Origin of the sequence: uncultured Chloroflexus sp., assembly GCF_937129525.1 — a bacterium.
Taxonomy (GTDB): Bacteria; Chloroflexota; Chloroflexia; order Chloroflexales; family Chloroflexaceae; genus Chloroflexus.
Genome location: NZ_CAKZNK010000112.1, coordinates 1 through 18,007, shown reverse-complemented (window position 1 = coordinate 18,007; position 18,007 = coordinate 1). Strand labels below are relative to the sequence as shown.

The 18,007-nt window shown below is 57.3% G+C and carries 15 protein-coding genes; 2 read left to right on the top strand and 13 right to left on the bottom strand.

Going from position 1 to position 18,007, the window contains the following annotated elements; translation table 11 throughout:
- Nucleotides 1-46 precede the first annotated feature (46 nt).
- The 8 genes from Q0650_RS14320 to Q0650_RS14285 all read right to left on the bottom strand — a co-directional run bounded on the left by Q0650_RS14320 (nt 47) and on the right by Q0650_RS14285 (nt 10,112).
- Nucleotides 47-793, bottom strand: coding sequence for a heme exporter protein CcmB (locus Q0650_RS14320; RefSeq protein ID WP_298820105.1), 747 nt, complete (start codon nt 791-793; stop codon nt 47-49).
- 199 nt (nt 794-992) lie between these two features.
- On the bottom strand, nt 993-1,610 hold the full coding sequence (gene ccmA, locus Q0650_RS14315) for a heme ABC exporter ATP-binding protein CcmA (RefSeq protein ID WP_298820103.1): 618 nt from the start codon (nt 1,608-1,610) through the stop codon (nt 993-995).
- A gap of 146 nt (nt 1,611-1,756) precedes the next feature.
- Nucleotides 1,757-2,695 carry an alpha/beta fold hydrolase gene (locus Q0650_RS14310; protein ID WP_298820101.1) on the bottom strand — a complete coding sequence of 313 codons (939 nt, stop codon included), beginning with the start codon at nt 2,693-2,695 and terminating at the stop codon, nt 1,757-1,759.
- Entirely contained in the window at nt 2,692-3,339 is a 648-nt protein-coding gene (locus Q0650_RS14305; RefSeq protein WP_298820100.1) for a hypothetical protein, read from the bottom strand. The genes Q0650_RS14310 and Q0650_RS14305 overlap by 4 nt, the downstream gene beginning before the upstream one ends.
- 57 nt (nt 3,340-3,396) lie before the next feature.
- A complete protein-coding gene (gene prmC / locus Q0650_RS14300) occupies nt 3,397-4,257 on the bottom strand; it encodes a peptide chain release factor N(5)-glutamine methyltransferase (protein WP_298820098.1) in 861 nt (286 codons plus the stop codon).
- Nucleotides 4,257-6,575, bottom strand: a complete 2,319-nt coding sequence (locus Q0650_RS14295; protein WP_298820096.1) for a SpoVR family protein — start codon at nt 6,573-6,575, stop codon at nt 4,257-4,259. The genes prmC and Q0650_RS14295 overlap by 1 nt, the downstream gene beginning before the upstream one ends.
- 24 nt (nt 6,576-6,599) lie before the next feature.
- Nucleotides 6,600-7,709 (bottom strand): DUF444 family protein, encoded by a 1,110-nt coding sequence (locus tag Q0650_RS14290; RefSeq protein WP_367280824.1) that lies wholly within the window; start codon nt 7,707-7,709, stop codon nt 6,600-6,602.
- 324 nt (nt 7,710-8,033) lie between these two features.
- Nucleotides 8,034-10,112, bottom strand: a complete 2,079-nt coding sequence (locus Q0650_RS14285) for a PrkA family serine protein kinase (protein WP_298820204.1) — start codon at nt 10,110-10,112, stop codon at nt 8,034-8,036.
- A gap of 308 nt (nt 10,113-10,420) precedes the next feature.
- Between Q0650_RS14285 and Q0650_RS14280 the strand changes: the two genes are divergently transcribed.
- Nucleotides 10,421-10,936 (top strand): CvpA family protein, encoded by a 516-nt coding sequence (locus Q0650_RS14280; protein ID WP_298820092.1) that lies wholly within the window; start codon nt 10,421-10,423, stop codon nt 10,934-10,936.
- A 69-nt stretch (nt 10,937-11,005) separates the two neighbouring features.
- On the opposite strand, the gene Q0650_RS14275 is transcribed toward Q0650_RS14280, so the two are convergent.
- The 5 genes from Q0650_RS14275 to Q0650_RS14255 form a co-directional block, all read right to left on the bottom strand.
- The gene (locus Q0650_RS14275; protein WP_298820090.1) at nt 11,006-12,295 is read right to left on the bottom strand and encodes a glycosyltransferase family 4 protein; all 1,290 of its coding nucleotides are present in this window, start codon (nt 12,293-12,295) and stop codon (nt 11,006-11,008) included.
- 79 nt (nt 12,296-12,374) lie between these two features.
- On the bottom strand, nt 12,375-14,147 hold the full coding sequence (locus Q0650_RS14270) for a dynamin family protein (protein WP_298820088.1): 1,773 nt from the start codon (nt 14,145-14,147) through the stop codon (nt 12,375-12,377).
- Between the two features lie 32 nt (nt 14,148-14,179).
- On the bottom strand, nt 14,180-14,527 hold the full coding sequence (locus Q0650_RS14265) for a hypothetical protein (RefSeq protein ID WP_298820086.1): 348 nt from the start codon (nt 14,525-14,527) through the stop codon (nt 14,180-14,182).
- A gap of 108 nt (nt 14,528-14,635) precedes the next feature.
- Nucleotides 14,636-15,013: a response regulator gene (locus Q0650_RS14260; RefSeq protein ID WP_298820084.1), complete on the bottom strand. Its 378-nt coding sequence runs from the start codon at nt 15,011-15,013 to the stop codon at nt 14,636-14,638.
- A gap of 530 nt (nt 15,014-15,543) precedes the next feature.
- A complete protein-coding gene (locus tag Q0650_RS14255; RefSeq protein WP_298820081.1) occupies nt 15,544-16,959 on the bottom strand; it encodes an ATP-binding protein in 1,416 nt (471 codons plus the stop codon).
- Between the two features lie 131 nt (nt 16,960-17,090).
- Between Q0650_RS14255 and Q0650_RS14250 the strand changes: the two genes are divergently transcribed.
- Nucleotides 17,091-17,912, top strand: coding sequence for a response regulator transcription factor (locus Q0650_RS14250; protein WP_298820079.1), 822 nt, complete (start codon nt 17,091-17,093; stop codon nt 17,910-17,912).
- The last annotated feature ends 95 nt before the right edge of the window (nt 17,913-18,007 follow it).

Sequence of the window (18,007 nt, the reverse complement as noted above, 5' to 3'; positions counted from 1 at the left end):
TGAATTCTGGTGGTAAGGGCGGGTTGTTACCCGCCCTTCAGTGTCTTCACGCTTCCCACACAAACGGAAACAGGATCAGTGAAGCGGTAAACGTTACCGTGACGTAAGCCAGCAAAAAACGAATCGGACCGAATACCGCCTCGATTGCGACATTCTCGAGCGATTGAGCAGTGCCCTGAATCGCCACAATCAGCGGCGCCACCAGCAAGGGAAAGGCCAGCACGGCAAACAAAGCGCCCTTAAAGCTGGCGCGGGCAATGATAGCGGCGATGATCGTTGTCGCCGAGGTCAGCGCCAGCCCGCCACTGATCAGCATAGCGCTGAAGGCGAGCGGGCTTCCCACCTGCACGCGCAACAATATGATGAAAAGAACGCTCGTTACCAGATCGAGCGCCAGTACCAGGGTCAAATTGAAGCAAAACTTCCCCAGAAACACTGCCGTTGGCGAAGCTGAGAGCCGTAATGCAGCCAGCGTGCGCGCTTCTTCTTCGTATACAAAGCTGCGGGAAAGTCCATTAAGCGCAGCAAACAGTAACGCTATCCACAACAGCGCCGATTGGATCAGCAATGCCTCTTCGGTGCGGCGTAAACCGAGGAAGCCAACACCGAGACTCACGGCGGTGGCAGCACTGATTGCGAAGAGGAGTAGGGTATTAATTGCGTAGCGGGTGCGTAGCTCGCAGGCAATGTCTTTGCGAAAGATGGCCCACGCCGCGCGCAATGTAGCACTGATCCCGCTCGGCGGTGGCGCCGGTAGCTCAAGCGAAGTCGACTCTTGCTCGATGGCGTTCATGCTCACTCTGTGCCTTCCTGTAGAGCATTGGGTCAGCTATAGCAGGATTGGTTGCATTGCCGGCAGTATGATGCCGCAAGGCTCTCATTGTTCTCGCGCAGCGTTCCCGCGTGGCGAACGCCGCCTTGACGGTCGGGCAGCGCGGCGATAGCGACAGTTGTCTGCCGCTAGCGTATGTTCAGTGTACCGTCTGCGCTCCCTACGATCGGCCCAAATGCAACACGAGATCGGCGTAGCGCAGCTCGCGCGGATCGTTCGTCGCGATGATGGTCAAGCCACGCCGACGTTGCAGTGCGATGATCTGATCGACGATTGCCGTGCCTCGTTCGTCAAGCGTTACCGTCGGTTCATCGAGTAATAGCACCGGTGGCCGATGAAGCAGCGCAAACGCATAACGCAGGCGCTGCGTCATGCCGGACGAATAAGCTGCCAGCCGGTCGTCACCGCGTCCGCCAAGACCGACTTGCGCAAGCAGCTCGTTCAGGGCAGCGTCAGAAATTGACAGGCCACGAACCTGGGCGAAAAAGCGCAAATTTTCCAATCCACTCAGTTCACGATAGAGGGCCAGATCAGGCGCAACCCAGCCGATCAGATGACGGGCATCACGCGGATCAAACCGCTGGTCGCCGGCCTCATAATAAACGACGCCGCCAGATGGCGCTTGCAATCCGGCTAATATCCGCAAGAGGGTGCTTTTGCCGCTACCGTTCGGCCCGCTTACTACCAGCACTTCACCGCGCTGGAGCGCGAAATTGATACCGCGCAAGATGGTGCGCGCGCCATAGCCGGCGCTGAGTTGTGAAACGTGAAGTTGCATACGATTCCGCTGGCCTCGCGCCAGTACATATTACGCAGGCGCGTTATCTGCCGACCTGTATCGTATGCAGATTATATCAATTCTGCGTCGCAATGGTGTTAATGGCGGCGAGTCTGATCTGCCCTCAAACCTTTGGCTCGAACTTCTTATGTCCTTGGTGGCAACCTGTTGCGCGGCGTTGGCGTTGTTGAATGCGGTGGCAATGCCGGTTGACCCATTATTGGCATTGCTGCGTCAGATGCCGGCGGTGCGGGAGACGCAGGTGGCGCAGGCGAAGATTTTCTGGCCGGTTTTGGGGCAGGGTTGATCGGATCGGGTTGTTGCAGGAATGATAGCAGAATCTGATGGAAGCGATCCGCCTCGTCAACAAAGGGGAAATGGCGACTCTGTTCCATGCGCACCACTTGCGCCATCGTCACGTGGGTGAAGAGCTGAAGCTGATTGGGATTCACAATATCATCGCGCGCGCCATGCACGACGAGCGCCGGCACACGCAACTTGTCCAGCATTGGCGTTAGATCGGTGCGCCACATCGAATGAATGGCGGCGCGGATCGTATCGGCGCTTGATTTGGTGCTATCTTCCAACACCTCATCGACTTCAGGGTCGAGCGAGTCGCCGAAGAAGAAACGGAACAGCGATCGACGCAACCAGGGGCGGCGGGCGAAGAACTCGGCGAAAAAGGGTCGGTCAACCAGTTTGAGCATCCACGAGAGTGAGTTACCATTGATCGGCGCCCCGACCGTAACAACGCGCGTGATCCGTTCGGGATGCTCTATAGCGGTCTTCATTGCAACCATACCACCCATCGAGTGGCCGACCAGCGCGGCGCGTTCGATCCCCATTGCATCGAGGAAACGAATGACCTGTTGCGAATACCCCTGAATCGTGGGCATATCATTCGTTCGCGACTCGCCAAAACCCCAGAAATCGAACGAATAAGTGCGGAACTGGCGGGACACGACCTCCATCGTTGTATACCAGTAACGCCAGCTTCCCAGCCAGCCATGGAGGAAGACGACCGGTCGTCCACGCCCGAAAACCTCATAATGCACGCGCTGGTTGTCGATGACAATGATGCTCATGCTGGCCTCGCCGTTGAGGATGAACCAACTGTGCGCGCGCGCAATTGCGCAACGCTGTTTTCGCGTTCATGCAATGAACGTCGCAGACGCCACTGAAGGGTTGCAATGTCTTCGGAGATGCTGCGCAGATGAGCCATCTCCTGCTCTAATTCTTCCAGCAAGGTGCGTGCCTGCAACCCCACCGAGATGGTTGTGCGCTCAGCCGAGAGGCTGGCGATGCGCTCCTGAATGGCAGCCAGCAAGCTGAGCAGATTAGCCCATGCTTCGTTATCGTTCGCTTCGTGCTGGCGCTGATGCTGGCTACGCGCATCGATCCAGCGCTGGATCTGGTGTTGCAGCGCGGCGATACGCTCTTCTAATTGCTGTGCCACTGCGGTATCTATGCCACCGGCAGCGCGATTCGGCGTGGCAGCACTGAGCTGGGTAAGCTGTTGTTGTAAACTGGTCATCGCCGCACTGAGCTGAGCCTGTCGTTGCATGACCGCTTCTTGCTCGTTGAGCATGTCAAGGAGCATCAGACGCAATTGTGATGCTTCCTGTTCATTCCGACTCGCCTGTTGCTGCAACAGATGTGGCACATACCAGAGCAGAATGAAGAGTAGTGTAATAATCGCGATGCCAAGCGCGACAAAGAGTGCAGTCATAACAATCCTCCCGATCTCAGCCTGTAGTATACCGTTGGGAAGCAACACAGAGCTAGATCAGTTGATGACATCTGGATTACGCGCCCACACCACACGATCACGCCCGGCGAGATCCTGATCCACACCCGTTTCTGCCTGTGGCAGCGCCTGTCGCAACAAGTGTACCACAGCCTGCGCCTGCCATGCGCCGATTTCGAGCAACATTGCGCCGCCGCGATGCAGGTAATCTGGCGCTGCGGCAATCAGGCGGCGATAACAGTCCAGGCCATCTGGCCCGCCATCAAGCGCCAGGTGCGGTTCATGCCGGTAAACACCTGCTTCAATATCGCTTAATATCGTGTAGGGTGGATTGCTGACGATCAGATCGACCGGCCCGGGCAGTGGCGCCAACAGGTCACCTTCCAGCAGCGTGATCCGGTTGTGCAGGCCGTAGCGGGCGACATTGGCGGCAGCAACTTCTAGCGCATCGGCGCTCAGATCAACGCCGTACAGAATCGCATGCGGCACATGCATGGCCAGCGCAATCGCAATCGCGCCGCTACCCACGCCAATATCGGCGATGGTGATCGGCGCGCGACGAGAGCGCCGGGCTTCGGCGATGGCCAGCTCAACGAGGATTTCGGTTTCAGGCCGGGGAATCAGCACGCGCCGGTCAACCAGCAACTCTAGCCCGAAGAATTCGCGGCGACCGATCAGGTAGGCTACCGGTTCCAGATTGGCGCGGCGGGCTACCAGGGCCATAAAGGCAGTCTGCTGAGCGGAGGTCAGCGCATAATCACGCTCGGCGACGACCCTGGCTCGCGACCATCCCAGCGTATGAGCGAGGAGGAGTTCGGCATCGAGTCGGGCCGTCGCGCTGGTAGCCTGCAACTGTTCGGCGGCGCGGCGTAGAGCGTGTTGAATGGTAACCTGATCCATCAATCCAACCGCCGTTCGCTGAAGTCGCGCCCATCGAACGACAACAGGCGGCGTTTCTCATCGATCACTGTCTCTAAATGGACAGGGCGCGTCCAGATCTTATGGAGGTTACGCATCGTCTCGCGGGCATAATCCATCTTCAAATCGACGCCTTCATGGCGATGGCGCAGATAAAGTTCGCCGCGATTGCCGTAATTCCCGTCTTCGACGAAAATGACTGGCTGGCCGAAGTTGGTGAGTCGGAAGAGCAGCTTCTCTTTCACCTCTTTGAACTCGCGAGAGGCGATTTCGTAGAGGTCGGTATCGCGATTATAGCGGAAGGTGAACAGTTTCTGCTCCATCACGAATTCCGGGGTGAGGAATTCATCGATGAAGGTCACATCGTTGTAAAGCCGCCGCACCTCGAAGATCTTCTGGCGACCAAGGCCGAGTTGTTTGTCCCACGAACGTTTCAGGGCAATATCATCACACTCTTCATACTCTTTGCCGAATCTGCCCTTATTCCAGCGATCTTCGATGTCGCGCAGCAATTCAAGCCCTAGCTTGTAAGGGTTGAGGCGACCGCCGCTGGTGGCGACCACGCCGGAATGGAGATCGGCGAATGACACAATCTCCGCTGCCGAGGCGACGCGCTGGGTCATAATTGTGCTGTGCCAATAGCTATTGTGATTGATGAAGCCCTGGGCAGCGTAGCGATGGGTTGCGCTAACCGAGATGTCATAGACATCGGCCACGCCATGCTCGATTGCGATCACTTCATCAGACCAAGCCACCGGCGTGGCCGGCGTATTGTATGCGCGCTGCAAGGCATCTGCATCGGCGATATGCAGGGTTGTCTCGTTGCGTTGTGCCAGTACACCGAGATTGAGCAACAGTAATTGTACAGTGGTAGCCAGTTCGGCATTGACGCAGGTGATGGTCAGGCCAGAGCCGGCAGGACGAGCGGCGTGGGCGCAGAGCGCGCGCAGGAAAGCCACAACTTGCGCGCGCGGCGAACGGCAGATGGCCGCGAGCAGCGATGGATCGGCAACCGTGGCGCAACGTTCGCCAATCCGTTGGGCCTGCGCTTCATCGATCAAGCCACTGCGATAGCTGCGGCGACCTGAGCGGTGCGCGAGCGCAGGCGTATGATGTCCGGCTACAGCCAGCGCGCGCGTGGGCAATGGTCGGCGGGGAAGTTTGGCCGGAGTCGTTGCCCACAGTTCAGTGCCACCGGCAATCCGCGCATGATCACCCTGTCGCAGCGCATCAAGCCGACGCCATTCGCCATTGGCCAGCAGAATGCGATGGTTGTGCGAGCCGGTAAGGGTAAAGCCGGCGCGAGTGCGGATGGTCACTGTTGGGTAGGCGGTAAAGACATTCCAGTCATAGACAACCTGGCGCTGCTCGCCATCGCTCACCGCAGTCCGACGCCGTCGCAGCACCAGTTCACGCATCGGAATCAGCCCGTTGTCGGTGACAATCAGGCTCTCACCGGCGAGACAGGCCCAGCCCTCATTAAGGATCTTGGTCATCCCCTGTGGCGCGAAATAATAAGCCTCATCGCGAATAATTTCGAGCACGGTGTGCTGCCAACTCTCGAGCGGGGCGAAATTCATCAAGAACAGCAGCACATCGCGCTGTGGGTTTTCGGGGAAGCGGCGCTGACGCGCGCGCTCCTCTTCAAGTTTGCGGCGCTGGGCGGCGAGAAACTCTGGCGGATTGATATAATCGCGCATATACTCGCGCTCGACCGGCAAGCCCTCAACTACCGGCGGCTCTTCCTCGTTGATGATTGGACGCGGGGTAACCGCTTCGGGTCGGCGGATGTATGGCGCGTGGTAATCGATCAGATTTTCCAGTGACAGGCAGGTATCGATAAACTCTTCAACCTGATCGTAGCCAATCCGGTCGATAATCCGCTGAATCCGGGCGGCGTGGTTTGCCATCGTATCGAGCATTTTGCGGTTGGTATGAGCAAACCACATATTATTTTTGAAGAAATCGACGTGACCGGTCACGTGCGCCATCACCATCTTCTGGGTCACGTCTTCATTCCCCTCGAGCAGATAGGCGTAAGCAGGATTATTATTAATCACCATCTCATAGATGGTGCTACCGGCCCAGATATGACCTTTCAGCAACTGGTCATACTCCATGCCGAAACGCCAGTGGGGATAGCGCGTCGGAAAACCGCCGAACGCCGCCGTCTCATAGAGCGTGCGGTAATCGAGCACTTCGTAAATGATTGGAAAGAAATCGAGACCGTATTCGCGGGCAATCTGCTCGATCTCCTGACGCGCTTGTTCGAGATGAGCGGGAAGGCGGGTACTCTTCATAGACACACCCGAGTCATCAGACGATCAGCGGCCTTTGCCGAGGAAGGCGCGGATCGCGTCGTAAATATCGTCACGATCGGCAATTTCAGCGATAACCACCCGGTCGTCACCACGAAGATACTCTTCGAGATCGTGGGCGAAGCGACCGGAACCGTAGAGTGAACGTACCTGGCCGTAGCAGAAGAGATTGACTTTGGGCAACAGCTCACGTTTGAGCAATTCGACGCATTCGCGTGTGTCGCCACCGCCCCAGTTATCTCCATCAGAGAAGTGGAACGGATAGATATTCCATTCGGTGGCCGGGTATCGTTCGTCAATCAGGCGATTGCAGAGCTTATACGCCGATGAAATCTTGGTGCCACCACCTTCACGGATGTGGTAGAAGGTCTGTTGATCGACCTCTTTTGCCGCAGCATCGTGGACAATATAGCGGATCTCAATTGACTTGTATTGCGAGCGTAGCCAGGTCTCAATCCAGAAGGCGGTCATGCGCACCAGTTCTTTTTGCTCGGTTCCCATTGAACCCGACACGTCCATCATATAGATAATGACGGCGTTACTTTCGGGCATAAGGGTCTCTTTCCACGAGCGATAGCGCATATCTTCGGGAATGGGAACCACCACCGGGTTATCGAGATCATACTCACCGGCAGCGATCTGGCGACGAAGCGCTTCGCGATAGGTGCGCTTAAAGTGGCGCAGCGAATTGGGTCCGGTGCGGCGAATGCCGCTGTACTTATCCTTTTCGCTGATCAGATTCTTCTTGCCTTTGGGCTGGATGTTGGGAAGTTGCAGCTCTTCACCCAAAATCTGCGCTAGCTCCTCGATCGTAATATCAACCTCAAGGATATGCTGACCGGGTTCAGCGCCGGCCTGCCCTGCGCCTTCCTGCCCATCACCCTGCCCAATCGGGTCGCCGATGTCGCCATCGCCCTGCCCGACGCCGCCACCCTGTTTGGCGCCGTAGCGGAACTGGGGGATGTCGATCTGCGGCATTGGGATGCTCACGTAGCGTTTGCCTTGCCGCCCGATCAGCTCACCCTGCGACATATACTTGCGCAAATCTTTCTTGATTCGACCGCGCACAATTTCGCGAAAGCGACTCAGATCGCGCTCAGCGCGTTTCATAGACATCGACATAGGAACACCTGTGCCACTGAGATGGTCAATGTAATGGATTGTAGCCTCTTGCCAGAGCACGGCTTGCCGCACTCGATTTGCGATGGTCAATCATGACCTGTAATGCGATCGGTACCGTGAGAGGACTGGATACCGGCAGTGTTCATCTCCACGTGCCACTGGTGGCAGGTGAACGATACACCGTTGTTTTCCGTATCGATAGCGCAGAGATGCATCTGCTGCTAGCGCGTATGGTAGTCATCCGAATGATGCTGGGATGGAGTAACATTCAGGTTACCCCATCCCGCCGGCGCCAATCCTCAGACGCGCAACCATCTCCTAGCGACGCGCATCACCGCGCGCAAAGATCGAGGCTACATAATTAAGCACATCGGTTGCCGACTGTTCGTTGTACCCAAAGTCACGGATCAGACGCGCTTTCACCACATCGATCTTCTCCTGGGTATCTTTGTCGATCACGCGCGAGACCAGCGACGTGAGCTTGATGCTATCCTTCTGATCTTCGAACAGCTTCAGCTCAAGCGCCTTATGCAGTCGCTCATTCGTGCGATAGTCAAACGTTTTCCCCTCGATCGCCAGCGCGCCGATATAGTTCATAATCTCGCGCCGGAAATCATCCTTGCGCGACTCGGGAATATCGATCTTCTCCTCGATGCTGCGCATCAACCGCTCGTCCGGCTCTTCGTACTGGCCGGTGTAGCGATTACGCACCTTTTCGCGCTGGGTGTAGGCTTTGATATTATCGATATAGTTGGCGCAAAGCCGCTTGATCGCCTCTTCGTCAGCCGAGATGGCGCGTTGGACTTCGTTCTTCACAATCTCAGTATACTCCTCGCGCACGATTGCCAGCAGGTCACGGTAGCGCTTGCGTTGCTCTTCATCGGTGATGAGGGCGTGATTCTTGAGACCGCTTTCAAGCTCGTTGAGCACCATGAAGGGGTTAATGTAGCCCTCTTCCTGATTACTCACCAGCGCATTCGAGATCTTATCCTGAATGTAGCGGGGTGAGATGCCCTCCATGCCTTCGCGCACCGCTTCCTTGCGCAGCTCTTTGATATTATCCTCGGTGAAGCCGGGCAACGTCTTGCCGTTGTAGAGCTTAAGCTTCTGCAACAGCGTAAGGTTGGGCTTCTTTGGTTCTTCGAGCCGGGTGAGCACGGCCCACATTGCTGCCATCTCGAGCGTATGGGGAGCAATATGGACGCGCACCTTCTTCTTGTTGAAGTCGCGCTCGTAGATCCGCACTTCATCGCGCAGGCGAGTGACATAAGGAATATCGATGCGCACGGTACGGTCTTTGAGCGCTTCCATAAACTCGTTGTTCTCGAGGCGACGATATTCCGGTTCGTTCGTATGACCGATAATCACTTCGTCGATGTCGGTCTGGGCAAACTTCTTCGACTTGATCCGATGCTCTTGCGACGCGCCGAGCAGGTCGTAGAGGAAAGCGACATCGAGCTTGAGCATTTCGACAAACTCGATAATGCCGCGGTTGGCAATATTAAATTCGCCATCGAAGTTAAAGGCGCGTGGATCGGAGTCAGAGCCGTAAATCGCAATCTTGCGATAGTTGATGTCACCGGTCAGCTCGGTGCTATCCTGGTTCTTCTCATCTTTGGGCTGGAACGTGCCGATCCCGACGCGATCCTGTTCGCTGAAGACCAGGCGACGGACACGGACGTGGTTCATGACCTTCATCCAGTCGCCGTCGTAGCGCTGCATCAATTCGCGGAAGTGGAAGCGACAGACCGGGCAGAGATCACCCTCGATTCGAATCTGGCGGTCGGGATCGAGATCCTGGTTGATCCGATCGATGAAAGCGGTGCGCAGATCGCGCGGGATCAGGTGCAACGGCTCTTCGTGCATGGGGCACTTTTCCCATTCCGATTCCGGCACCTGTCGCCAATCAAAGGTATCATGATTCTCGATCACGCCAGGGTACCAGTCGTAGGTGTATAATGCTCCGTCCTCAGTGCGTGAATAGTGCTCAAGACCTCGCTTCAGTCGGCGCACGATAGTTGATTTTGACGAGCCGACCGGGCCGTGCAGCAACAATACACGCTTCTCGGTGCCGTAGCCGCGGGCTGCACCTTTAAAGAAATTGACCAGTCGCATCAATGGAATCTCAAGTCCGAAGACCGCGTCGTCGCCATCGAACGACTCATCGGAGAAGAACTTGTAGCGAATGAGCCGTTTCTTGGCATCGATAAATTCCTCGGTGCCATACGACATAATCATGTCGTAGACCCGTTGAAAGGCGTTGCGGGCAACTTGTGGCTTGCGGACGACAATGTCGAGATACTCGGCAAAGGTGCCGCGCCAGTTGAGCTGTTGAAATTGGCGACGATCCTGCTGTTCGCCGATCATTCTCATCAGCTCGAAACCGGATAGGCTCATGTTCATAAGTCCTCCTGCTGAGGGATAGCCCGGCTGTCAATCCAGTCGAGCATTTAGTAGGTTGCGGATTGGTGTCAACGATGCAGGTGATGCACTGCCACAACCGGGATGCTAACGTGCAGGGTACGTACTGGCGTTGAGGCGGCGGTGTTGCCGCATGCCAGCGAGCTCGCGCGCCGTGGATGACAGCTTTGCGTGCTCTGGGAAGCGAAACGAGGAATCTTTCAGGTGTAGGTATTATAGCAAGGTGTCAATTACCCGTCAAGGACTTTATGTCGTCTTGATCATTTGTTCAGGGAGGTTTTTGCATGACAGATGCTGATATTGCGGTTGTAGTGGTGTTGGGTCTTTTTACCATTCTCGGTTTCTACTGGGGAATTATCCGGCAAGTGTTAGCCGTGGTGGGGTTAGTAGTCGGCGTGATGCTGGCCGGGCAATACGGTACAGAGGTGGCTGTCTGGCTCGGTTCATTTTTGACCGATCCGAATCTGGCCCAGGCGTTGGGCTTTATAGCGGTGCTCCTGCTGGTGAGCGGCACGGCCAGTCTTATCGCCTCGTTGTTGCATTCTCTGGCCGGGTTGATGTTTCTCGGCTGGATCGATCATCTGTTGGGCGCATTGCTCGGTCTGGCGCAGGGCTTGCTGGCGGTAACGGCGGTGCTGATCGTTCTGGTTGTGTTTCCAATTGATCCGTGGAGCGAACTGGTGCGCAGTTCGTTGCTGGCCGGTTGGTTGTTGCGATTGGGCGAACCGCTGACGTTCCTGTTGCCGGAGCTATTTGCCTCTGCGGTGCATACCTTCAATGAGTTCGGTATCCTGCCATAAGGCGAGCGAGACCGGCGCGCTGAGGCTCTTTGACACCGGGTTGAGCAAGCAGTCTGGTTTGCGCCGGTATCAGGCGCCGGTCATCGCCTTTCGCCGTTGTCGGACCTGTTCGTAGAGCGCTTCGTAACGCGGGAGTAACCGGTTGGCAGCGAAACGCTCACTGGCAGTGGCGCGCGCTGTTGCGCCGAGCCGCAGACGGGTATCGGGATCGTTGAGCAGGCGCACCGTCCATTCTACCAGTGCCGGCAGGGTAGGGGCGAGAATGCCGGTTTCGCCGTGGCTGATGATGTCGGGCGTGCCACCGGTGGGCATAGCGATAATCGGCGCGCCGAGCGCAGCCGCTTCGATCAGGGCGCGCGCGAGTGGTTCGCCCCAATTAGAAGGGAAGAGAAAGAGGTCGCAACGCGCGGTCAGGCGGAGCAGTTCGTCGTGTTCGACCCAGGCCAGCACGCGACCGGCTAAACCGCTGGCCGATAGCGCGGCGGCAATGGCGGGGCGCAGAGCGCCATCACCGGCAATCAGCAGGGTGAAAGGCGGCAATTCGGCGCGACGTTCAGCCAGGGCCGCAATCAGGTCGAGCAGCAAGCCGGCGCCCTTGTTCACTTCCAGCTTGCCGGCGAACAGCACGAGTGCGCCGTTCCACTCGATCTGTGGCGGCGTGGCGGCGATAGCGTCGCTGGTGGTTATATCAACGATGTTGGGCAAGACGTGGATGCGGGTCGGATCGACAATGCTGGACAGGCGGCGAGCGATATAGTGGCTTGGCGCGATCACGGCATCGGCGGTCGCCAGCAGCGCGGCCCGGGTTCGCACATGAGCGAGCATGTAGGGAATGGCAGGCAAGGCCAGGACGCCGCGCACCGGACCGAGGCGGACAACCAGATCGGTGGCAAGCGCGGGCCACGATCCGCCTGGGTGAGGAATACGATTGCCGTGCAAACCGGTGGCGAAGTAATCCCATGGCCAATGATCGCGCACGGTGACGACGACCGGCACTTCCAGGGTGGCGCGAGCCAGCACGGCAGCGGCGGCAGCCTGGGTGTGCTGGGCATGGATGACATCGAATCCGCCGGTTTTCCGGCTGACCGCGATCATTGCTTGCGCAAACCGGGGCCAGAATCGTTCGTGACGAAAGTAGTTTTGCGCGAAGGGAATGGCCGGCGCTGAATAGGGAACGCGCTGTAACGACAGTCCGGCGACTCGATCGAACAGAGGCCGCCGGCAGGGTTGGCGACATGGGATGAGCACCTGTACCTGATGGCCGCGGGCCTGCAAGCCGACCGCCAGGGCATGGACGCTCCACGCAGCGCCGCCGCGTCCATCGGGGGGAAAGACATCGGAGGGAATGAGAATGCGCATGCTGGAATTTCTGATTATGAGGTCAACAACCTTCCTCGCGGAATCATATCTCAGGCAGGACGGCTACTGAGTCGGCTGCTCATCCCTGTTCGATCTGCTTGCTCAACTTCTCAACGGTGACAGCGAGATCGGAGAACGCGCGTTGCAGATCAAGCAGATGGGTTTGCTGCGAGCGCACAAAACGGATGAATGGCGCATTACGCTCACGGATTTGCTGCAATGTGCGTTCGCTCTCCCGCTCGATCTGCTGGCGCAATTCGGCGCGCAGTTGATTGCGCACTTCGTCGATCTTCTTGCGGATCGTCTCTTTAGCCTGGCGGCGGCGAGCCGGTAAAATAGCGAGTCCGAGACCGGCGACCGTTAACGCAGCCAGAATGCCGGTCATATCGAGCAAAACAGTGTGAAAGATCGCCACTAGCGTCGCGCCCAGTCCGAGAGCGCCGACCCCGGTAATGGCCGTAGCGGCGACCGATGATTGCACCTCGCTTGCCAGTTGCTGAGCCTCTTGCTGTCGGTTGTAGCCGGTCACAGCCGTTTGCGCCGCTCTGCCGATGCTATCAAGCAGCGCCTGTCGATTGTAGTCAAAGCTACCGCCGATATTCCCCAAAATCCGATCGCGGTGAGCCAGCGCCCGTTGCTGAACAAACTCATCCACACTCTGCTGCAACCGCAGGTTCTTTTCCATCAACCAGTCGATCAGTTTTTGCACGCGCTGGTCGAGCTGCTGATACGCATCGCCGATGACCTCTTGCTCGAAGGCGGCGCGCAGGCGATTGCCATCGAGCAGTTCGCGAATGCGACCCAGGCGGATCGTTTCATCACAAAACCGGTCACCCCGCTCTTGAATGGCAACCAGCACGCGATCGATCTCTGCCAGATGATATTCAGCGTCCTGCTTCAAGTCATCGCCAAACAGGGTAAGCTGGCGTTCGATCTGTTCAATCGCTTGAATATCATCGCGCAGGGTAGCGAGTCGAGCTTCAGTGGCTTCGAGATACCTGGTTGTAATCCGGCGAGCGACGCCAAGCGGTGACAGTACCTTGAGACGAAAACGGGTCTCTTCATCCAGCGTATTGACCACAAAATGTTCAATGGCGGCCATGCCGCTGGCCTGCCACTGCTCGTTGCCAGACCCATCGACTTGCTGACGAGCTTGCAACGCGCGTCGAGCCGAAACCATAAACAATTCCGGCGACTGCTCGAGCACGCGATTGACGTGTTCGCGCACAAACTGAGCCACCTGCTCTTGTTCGGCGGGGGTGAGGATGTCGGCTTTGTTGATCACGACGACAATCTTCTTACCCCACTCCTTAATCAGCTCAAGGAAAGCGCGTTCACTCTCGGTGAAGGGACGGTCGGCAGAGGTAAGGAAGATCACCAGATCGGCTCGGGGAATATAGTCGCGGGTCAGTCGTTCGTGTTGACGGATCACCGCATTGGTGCCAGGCGTGTCAACGACGATGAGCTGGCGCAACATCTCGGCGGGATAATGGTGGAGCCGCAAGCCGGGTTCGATCAGCTCGTCAAACGCTTCGTCACCGTATTTAAGCAGCGTAATTGCATCGGTAGTCGGGGTAACGCCTTCGGGCAGCACTTGCGCGCCAAGTAGCGCGTTAAGAAAGGTCGATTTCCCCGAATTAAATTCACCGGCGACAACGATCAAGAACAGCTCGCGCAGGCTGGCCCGACTACCGGACAAGGCTTTGAGGTCGGCAGGATCAATATCAGGGCCAAACTGCTCGAGTGTCGCCTCGATTCGTTGCAAGAGGCTGTCAAGATCGGACAACAGCGCATCCTGCTGGTCGGTAGTCAGGCGGCGGCGGCGAAACAGGCCGAAAGGCAGGGTTATCACATCACTCCTCACAGCAATTCAGCAGGCGCCCTTCAGATGCCAAGATTGCGGGCGATGACAGCCAGCGCCGCCAGGGCCAGCGCCAGGCCGAACACGCCGTAGAGCAAGCCGGGGGCCAGATTGGCCCGATCCCAGAGCGCATTGCGCCGCGGCGGGCCGCTCGTTTCAATCCGGCGACCACGCCAGTAAGTAACCCGGGTTGACGGGCGCGAACCGGGCAGGGTGAGACCCAGCGTTTGAGCTGCCTGATAGAGTAGCCAGCCGGCGGGCGCAGCCAGCGCCAGCGCTGTGATCGGCCATGGAAGGCTGCGGGTATTTGCCAGAATGATCAGAATGATGAAGAGCGCAATCCAGCGCCAATCAAAACGAAGGACAGGCATATCATGCTCCTTTCCCGATATGGCGCATGATAGCACATGTAGGCACGCCAGGCGACAATCTGTCGCCTGACGGTGCCCGGTTGATGCCTTACACCGTAGCGGTGCCGCTCACACCGTCTGATGGAGTGCCTGCGCGACCAGGGGGGCCAATTCGCGTAGTTCGATGGGTTTGGCCGCGTACAGCTCCACGCCAAGCGCCTGCATCCGCGCGCGCAGGCCAGGGGTGTCGTAGGCAGTGAGGGCAAGGATCGGCAGATACGGGCGATAGGTGCGGACAGCGCGGATCAGAGCAGCCGCAGCGCCGTAGGGGCTGGGATCGACTATCAGCAGATCCACATTGCCATTGGCGCAGGCCAGCCAGGCTTCGTTGGCGTTTGTCGTAGCCTGAACGGTGACCTCATCGCCAAGCAATGTTTGCAAACCTCGCTGGGTGATGAGCGCAGCGGTTGGATCATCATCATATATTTGAATGCGGTAAGCTGCCATGGTATCAGCTTCCAGGTGTGGAATGAGTTTGTTGTTGTCGGAAGGCCAAATCTTGATTGTAATGCTACCCGGTTGCCGCGCTATCGGCGAGCCTTGAGGTAACAACGTATAGTGGTGAAGCGATAACAAAAACATCAGGTTTTTGTGAGATTTTTCACTGTTGGACAAAGCGCAACGATGGCATTCGGTGATGATCTTGCGTCTGTGGATTCGGAGCGCGCGTTATCGGCGCAGTCAAACGTTATCAACAGGATACCGCCAGCGCATGTTGGATCGGCGCATACGGTGACTGATGACCGATTGTGATCACAGATGTGATCATAACTTCGATCATCACCTGACTGAAAACTACTGCGCAAGTTTGGGCTGACAGGTTGAGATTGAACTTACCCTGCCGGTTTCAATCTGGCATCTTCATACTGACCGGTTTTGTCGCATCGGCAATGAAAGACGCTCTCTAACGGCTGCGATGCTCTGATCAACTTGCTGCACACTGAACCAGCGCAATGGCTTCGGTATTCAGTTGATGTTCAGCTTGCTGCCGGGGCTTCGAGCGGCAACAGAATGGTAAATGTTGTCCCTACGCCGGGCTGGCTATCGACCGTAATGCGGCCACCGTGCTGGGTCACGATATGGGCGCTGATCGCGAGACCAAGGCCGGTGCCGTGCGGTTTGGTGGTATAAAACGGCTCGAACAGATGGGGAATGTGTTCAGGCGCAATGCCGACGCCGGTGTCGGTGATTGAGATTGCCAGTGTAGCCGGCGCTCCTGCGCGCGCGGCGATCAGCTCGCTGCTCACCGTCAGCTCGCCGCCACTCGGCATGGCATCACAGGCATTGAGAATGATATTCAGAAAGACCTGCCGCAACTGATCGGCATGGGCCACAATTGGGGGCAAATCATTGGCAAGGCGAGCATGAACCGTCACGTGATTGTGGCGAAGGTGCGTCGTCACCAGTTCGAGCGTCTCACGGAGGAGAGCGTTGATGTTAGCGCTGGTGAGTTCGCCGCGCGAAGGGCGGTAGAAATCGCGCATGCGCGTGATAATGCGGGCGATTCGGCCCAACTCCTGCTGAGCGATGGTCAGGAACGTGCGTTGCGGAGCGTCAGGGGGCAGGTCTTGTTCGACCAGGTAGAGACTGTTGCGCGCTGCGTAGAGCGGATTATTGATTTCGTGAGCGACAGAGGCCGACAGCTCGCCGACGGCGGCCAGCTTGGCGCTCTGCAACAGTTGGGCCTGAGCCGCATTTAACCGGGCTTCGGCCTCGGCGCGCAGCGATTGAGTATGAGCCAGATCGCGCTGCAGAGCAGCGGCACGCTGGCGCTGCATAATCTCATCGATGGCGATCACAGTCAGGTCGGCCAGGGATTGTACGAACGGTAAATCACGGGGATGGTAGAGGTGCGAAAGGCGTTCACCGCATATGATGAGGGCGCCGATACGCTGAATTTCAATGCGGAGTGGCGCCAGAAGAACACTCTGCGGCCAGGCGCCAGCGTCAGTGGTTGGGAGTTGGGCTTGACTCTGTTGTTGATGGATGAAATACTCCAGCTCTGGCCCGTTCAATAACAACGCGCGTGGCGCTTTGGCTGCCACCTCAGCGAGATGGAAGATGTATGGCGCTGGCGTACAGGCAGGTGCAGCGGCGCGCAAATGGAGGCTGCCATCGGTCTCGTGATTAGCAAGGTAAATGTAGGCCGCCGCTGTGCCGGGGAAAAGATTGATTGCATTCTGAACTACCAACTGGACAATCGCGTCGATGTCATGATTGATTAAGAGCGCAGCCGATACCGACAATAGCCCTGCCAATCGTCCGTTGAGGTCGCGGACATAACGAGATTGCAATTCAACCTCGCGCTCAAGCGCGGCAATCCGACTCTGGGCGGCCCGCAACTCTCGTTCTAATCTGGCAGTATGGGCGATGGTATCCTCGCGTTCAATCATATGCACCCGCTCCCCTCTAGGGTATGTCCGGCGGCTTTATGATATACCGTTGACCATGCTATCAGCTCATGTTATGATATGCCAATAATAATCCCAACTATAGTTGCAATTGGGATGGAGCGCAAATGAGTATGACCAGCCAGCCCCGTGTGTTGGTAGTCGATGATGAACAAAATATTCGCCTGACGCTCAATGCCTTGCTCAGCCGGGCCGGTTATGCGGTAACGACAGCGGCTACCGGCGAGGAAGCAGTAGCTCTGTTTGAGCGAGAACCGTTCGATCTGATGCTGGTCGATTTGCAGATGCCCGGAATGAAGGGTATGGAAGTGGTGGCGAAAGTGCGCGAAGCCGGGCACGATGCGATCATTATTGTTCTGACCGGACATGGTTCGCTCGACTCGGCGATTGAGGGTATTCGCTTCGGTATTTTCGACTATCTGCTTAAGACCAGTGATCCCAACCAGATTTTAGCTCGTGTGGCTGCCGGGCTTGAGGAACGGGCTGCGCGTCGTCGCCAGAGCGATCTGCTGGGCACGATTGGCGCGGCTGTGCAAGAGCTGACCGGCGGTAAAGTGACGGCCAGTCCGCCACCGGCACCACCGTCTGCCCCGGTCTCGTCACCGCCACCTCCGCCTGAACCGGCTGGGCGCACGTTGACGATTGGCCCGCTCACGCTTGACACATGGCATCAGACAGCGACCCTCAATGGTCGTTCGCTCAATCTGACGCCAACCGAGTTTCGCCTGTTACTCTGCCTGGCCGAACACGCCGGACAGATGCTCTCGTACACGCAACTGGTGCGGTGCGCGCAGGGCTACGATACAACCGATCTCGAGGCAGGCGAGCTGATCAAGCCTCATATCCATCATCTACGCCAAAAGATTGAGCCAGAACCAAGCGCGCCGCGCTATCTGCTCAATGTGCGGGGTAAAGGGTATATCTTGCAAATTTAAGTGCGAAGCCCTTCCCTGGAAGCCCTTCCCTGAATGGATGAGATCAGGTGTTTTCCGAGTAGCTTCGCGTGTTCTACTAACCACAGGACGACATC

Excerpts from the sequence above, each read along its gene's own strand:
- Q0650_RS14320 (WP_298820105.1), bottom strand. The coding sequence starts at position 793 with ATGAACGCCATCGAGCAAGAGTCGACTTCGCTTGAGCTACCGGCGCCA.
- ccmA (WP_298820103.1), bottom strand. The coding sequence starts at position 1,610 with ATGCAACTTCACGTTTCACAACTCAGCGCCGGCTATGGCGCGCGCACC.
- Q0650_RS14310 (WP_298820101.1), bottom strand. The coding sequence starts at position 2,695 with ATGAGCATCATTGTCATCGACAACCAGCGCGTGCATTATGAGGTTTTC.
- Q0650_RS14305 (WP_298820100.1), bottom strand. The coding sequence starts at position 3,339 with ATGACTGCACTCTTTGTCGCGCTTGGCATCGCGATTATTACACTACTC.
- prmC (WP_298820098.1), bottom strand. The coding sequence starts at position 4,257 with ATGGATCAGGTTACCATTCAACACGCTCTACGCCGCGCCGCCGAACAG.
- Q0650_RS14295 (WP_298820096.1), bottom strand. The coding sequence starts at position 6,575 with ATGAAGAGTACCCGCCTTCCCGCTCATCTCGAACAAGCGCGTCAGGAG.
- Q0650_RS14290 (WP_367280824.1), bottom strand. The coding sequence starts at position 7,709 with ATGTCTATGAAACGCGCTGAGCGCGATCTGAGTCGCTTTCGCGAAATT.
- Q0650_RS14285 (WP_298820204.1), bottom strand. The coding sequence starts at position 10,112 with ATGAGCCTATCCGGTTTCGAGCTGATGAGAATGATCGGCGAACAGCAG.
- Q0650_RS14280 (WP_298820092.1), top strand. The coding sequence starts at position 10,421 with ATGACAGATGCTGATATTGCGGTTGTAGTGGTGTTGGGTCTTTTTACC.
- Q0650_RS14275 (WP_298820090.1), bottom strand. The coding sequence starts at position 12,295 with ATGCGCATTCTCATTCCCTCCGATGTCTTTCCCCCCGATGGACGCGGC.
- Q0650_RS14265 (WP_298820086.1), bottom strand. The coding sequence starts at position 14,527 with ATGCCTGTCCTTCGTTTTGATTGGCGCTGGATTGCGCTCTTCATCATT.
- Q0650_RS14260 (WP_298820084.1), bottom strand. The coding sequence starts at position 15,013 with ATGGCAGCTTACCGCATTCAAATATATGATGATGATCCAACCGCTGCG.
- Q0650_RS14255 (WP_298820081.1), bottom strand. The coding sequence starts at position 16,959 with ATGATTGAACGCGAGGATACCATCGCCCATACTGCCAGATTAGAACGA.
- Q0650_RS14250 (WP_298820079.1), top strand. The coding sequence starts at position 17,091 with ATGACCAGCCAGCCCCGTGTGTTGGTAGTCGATGATGAACAAAATATT.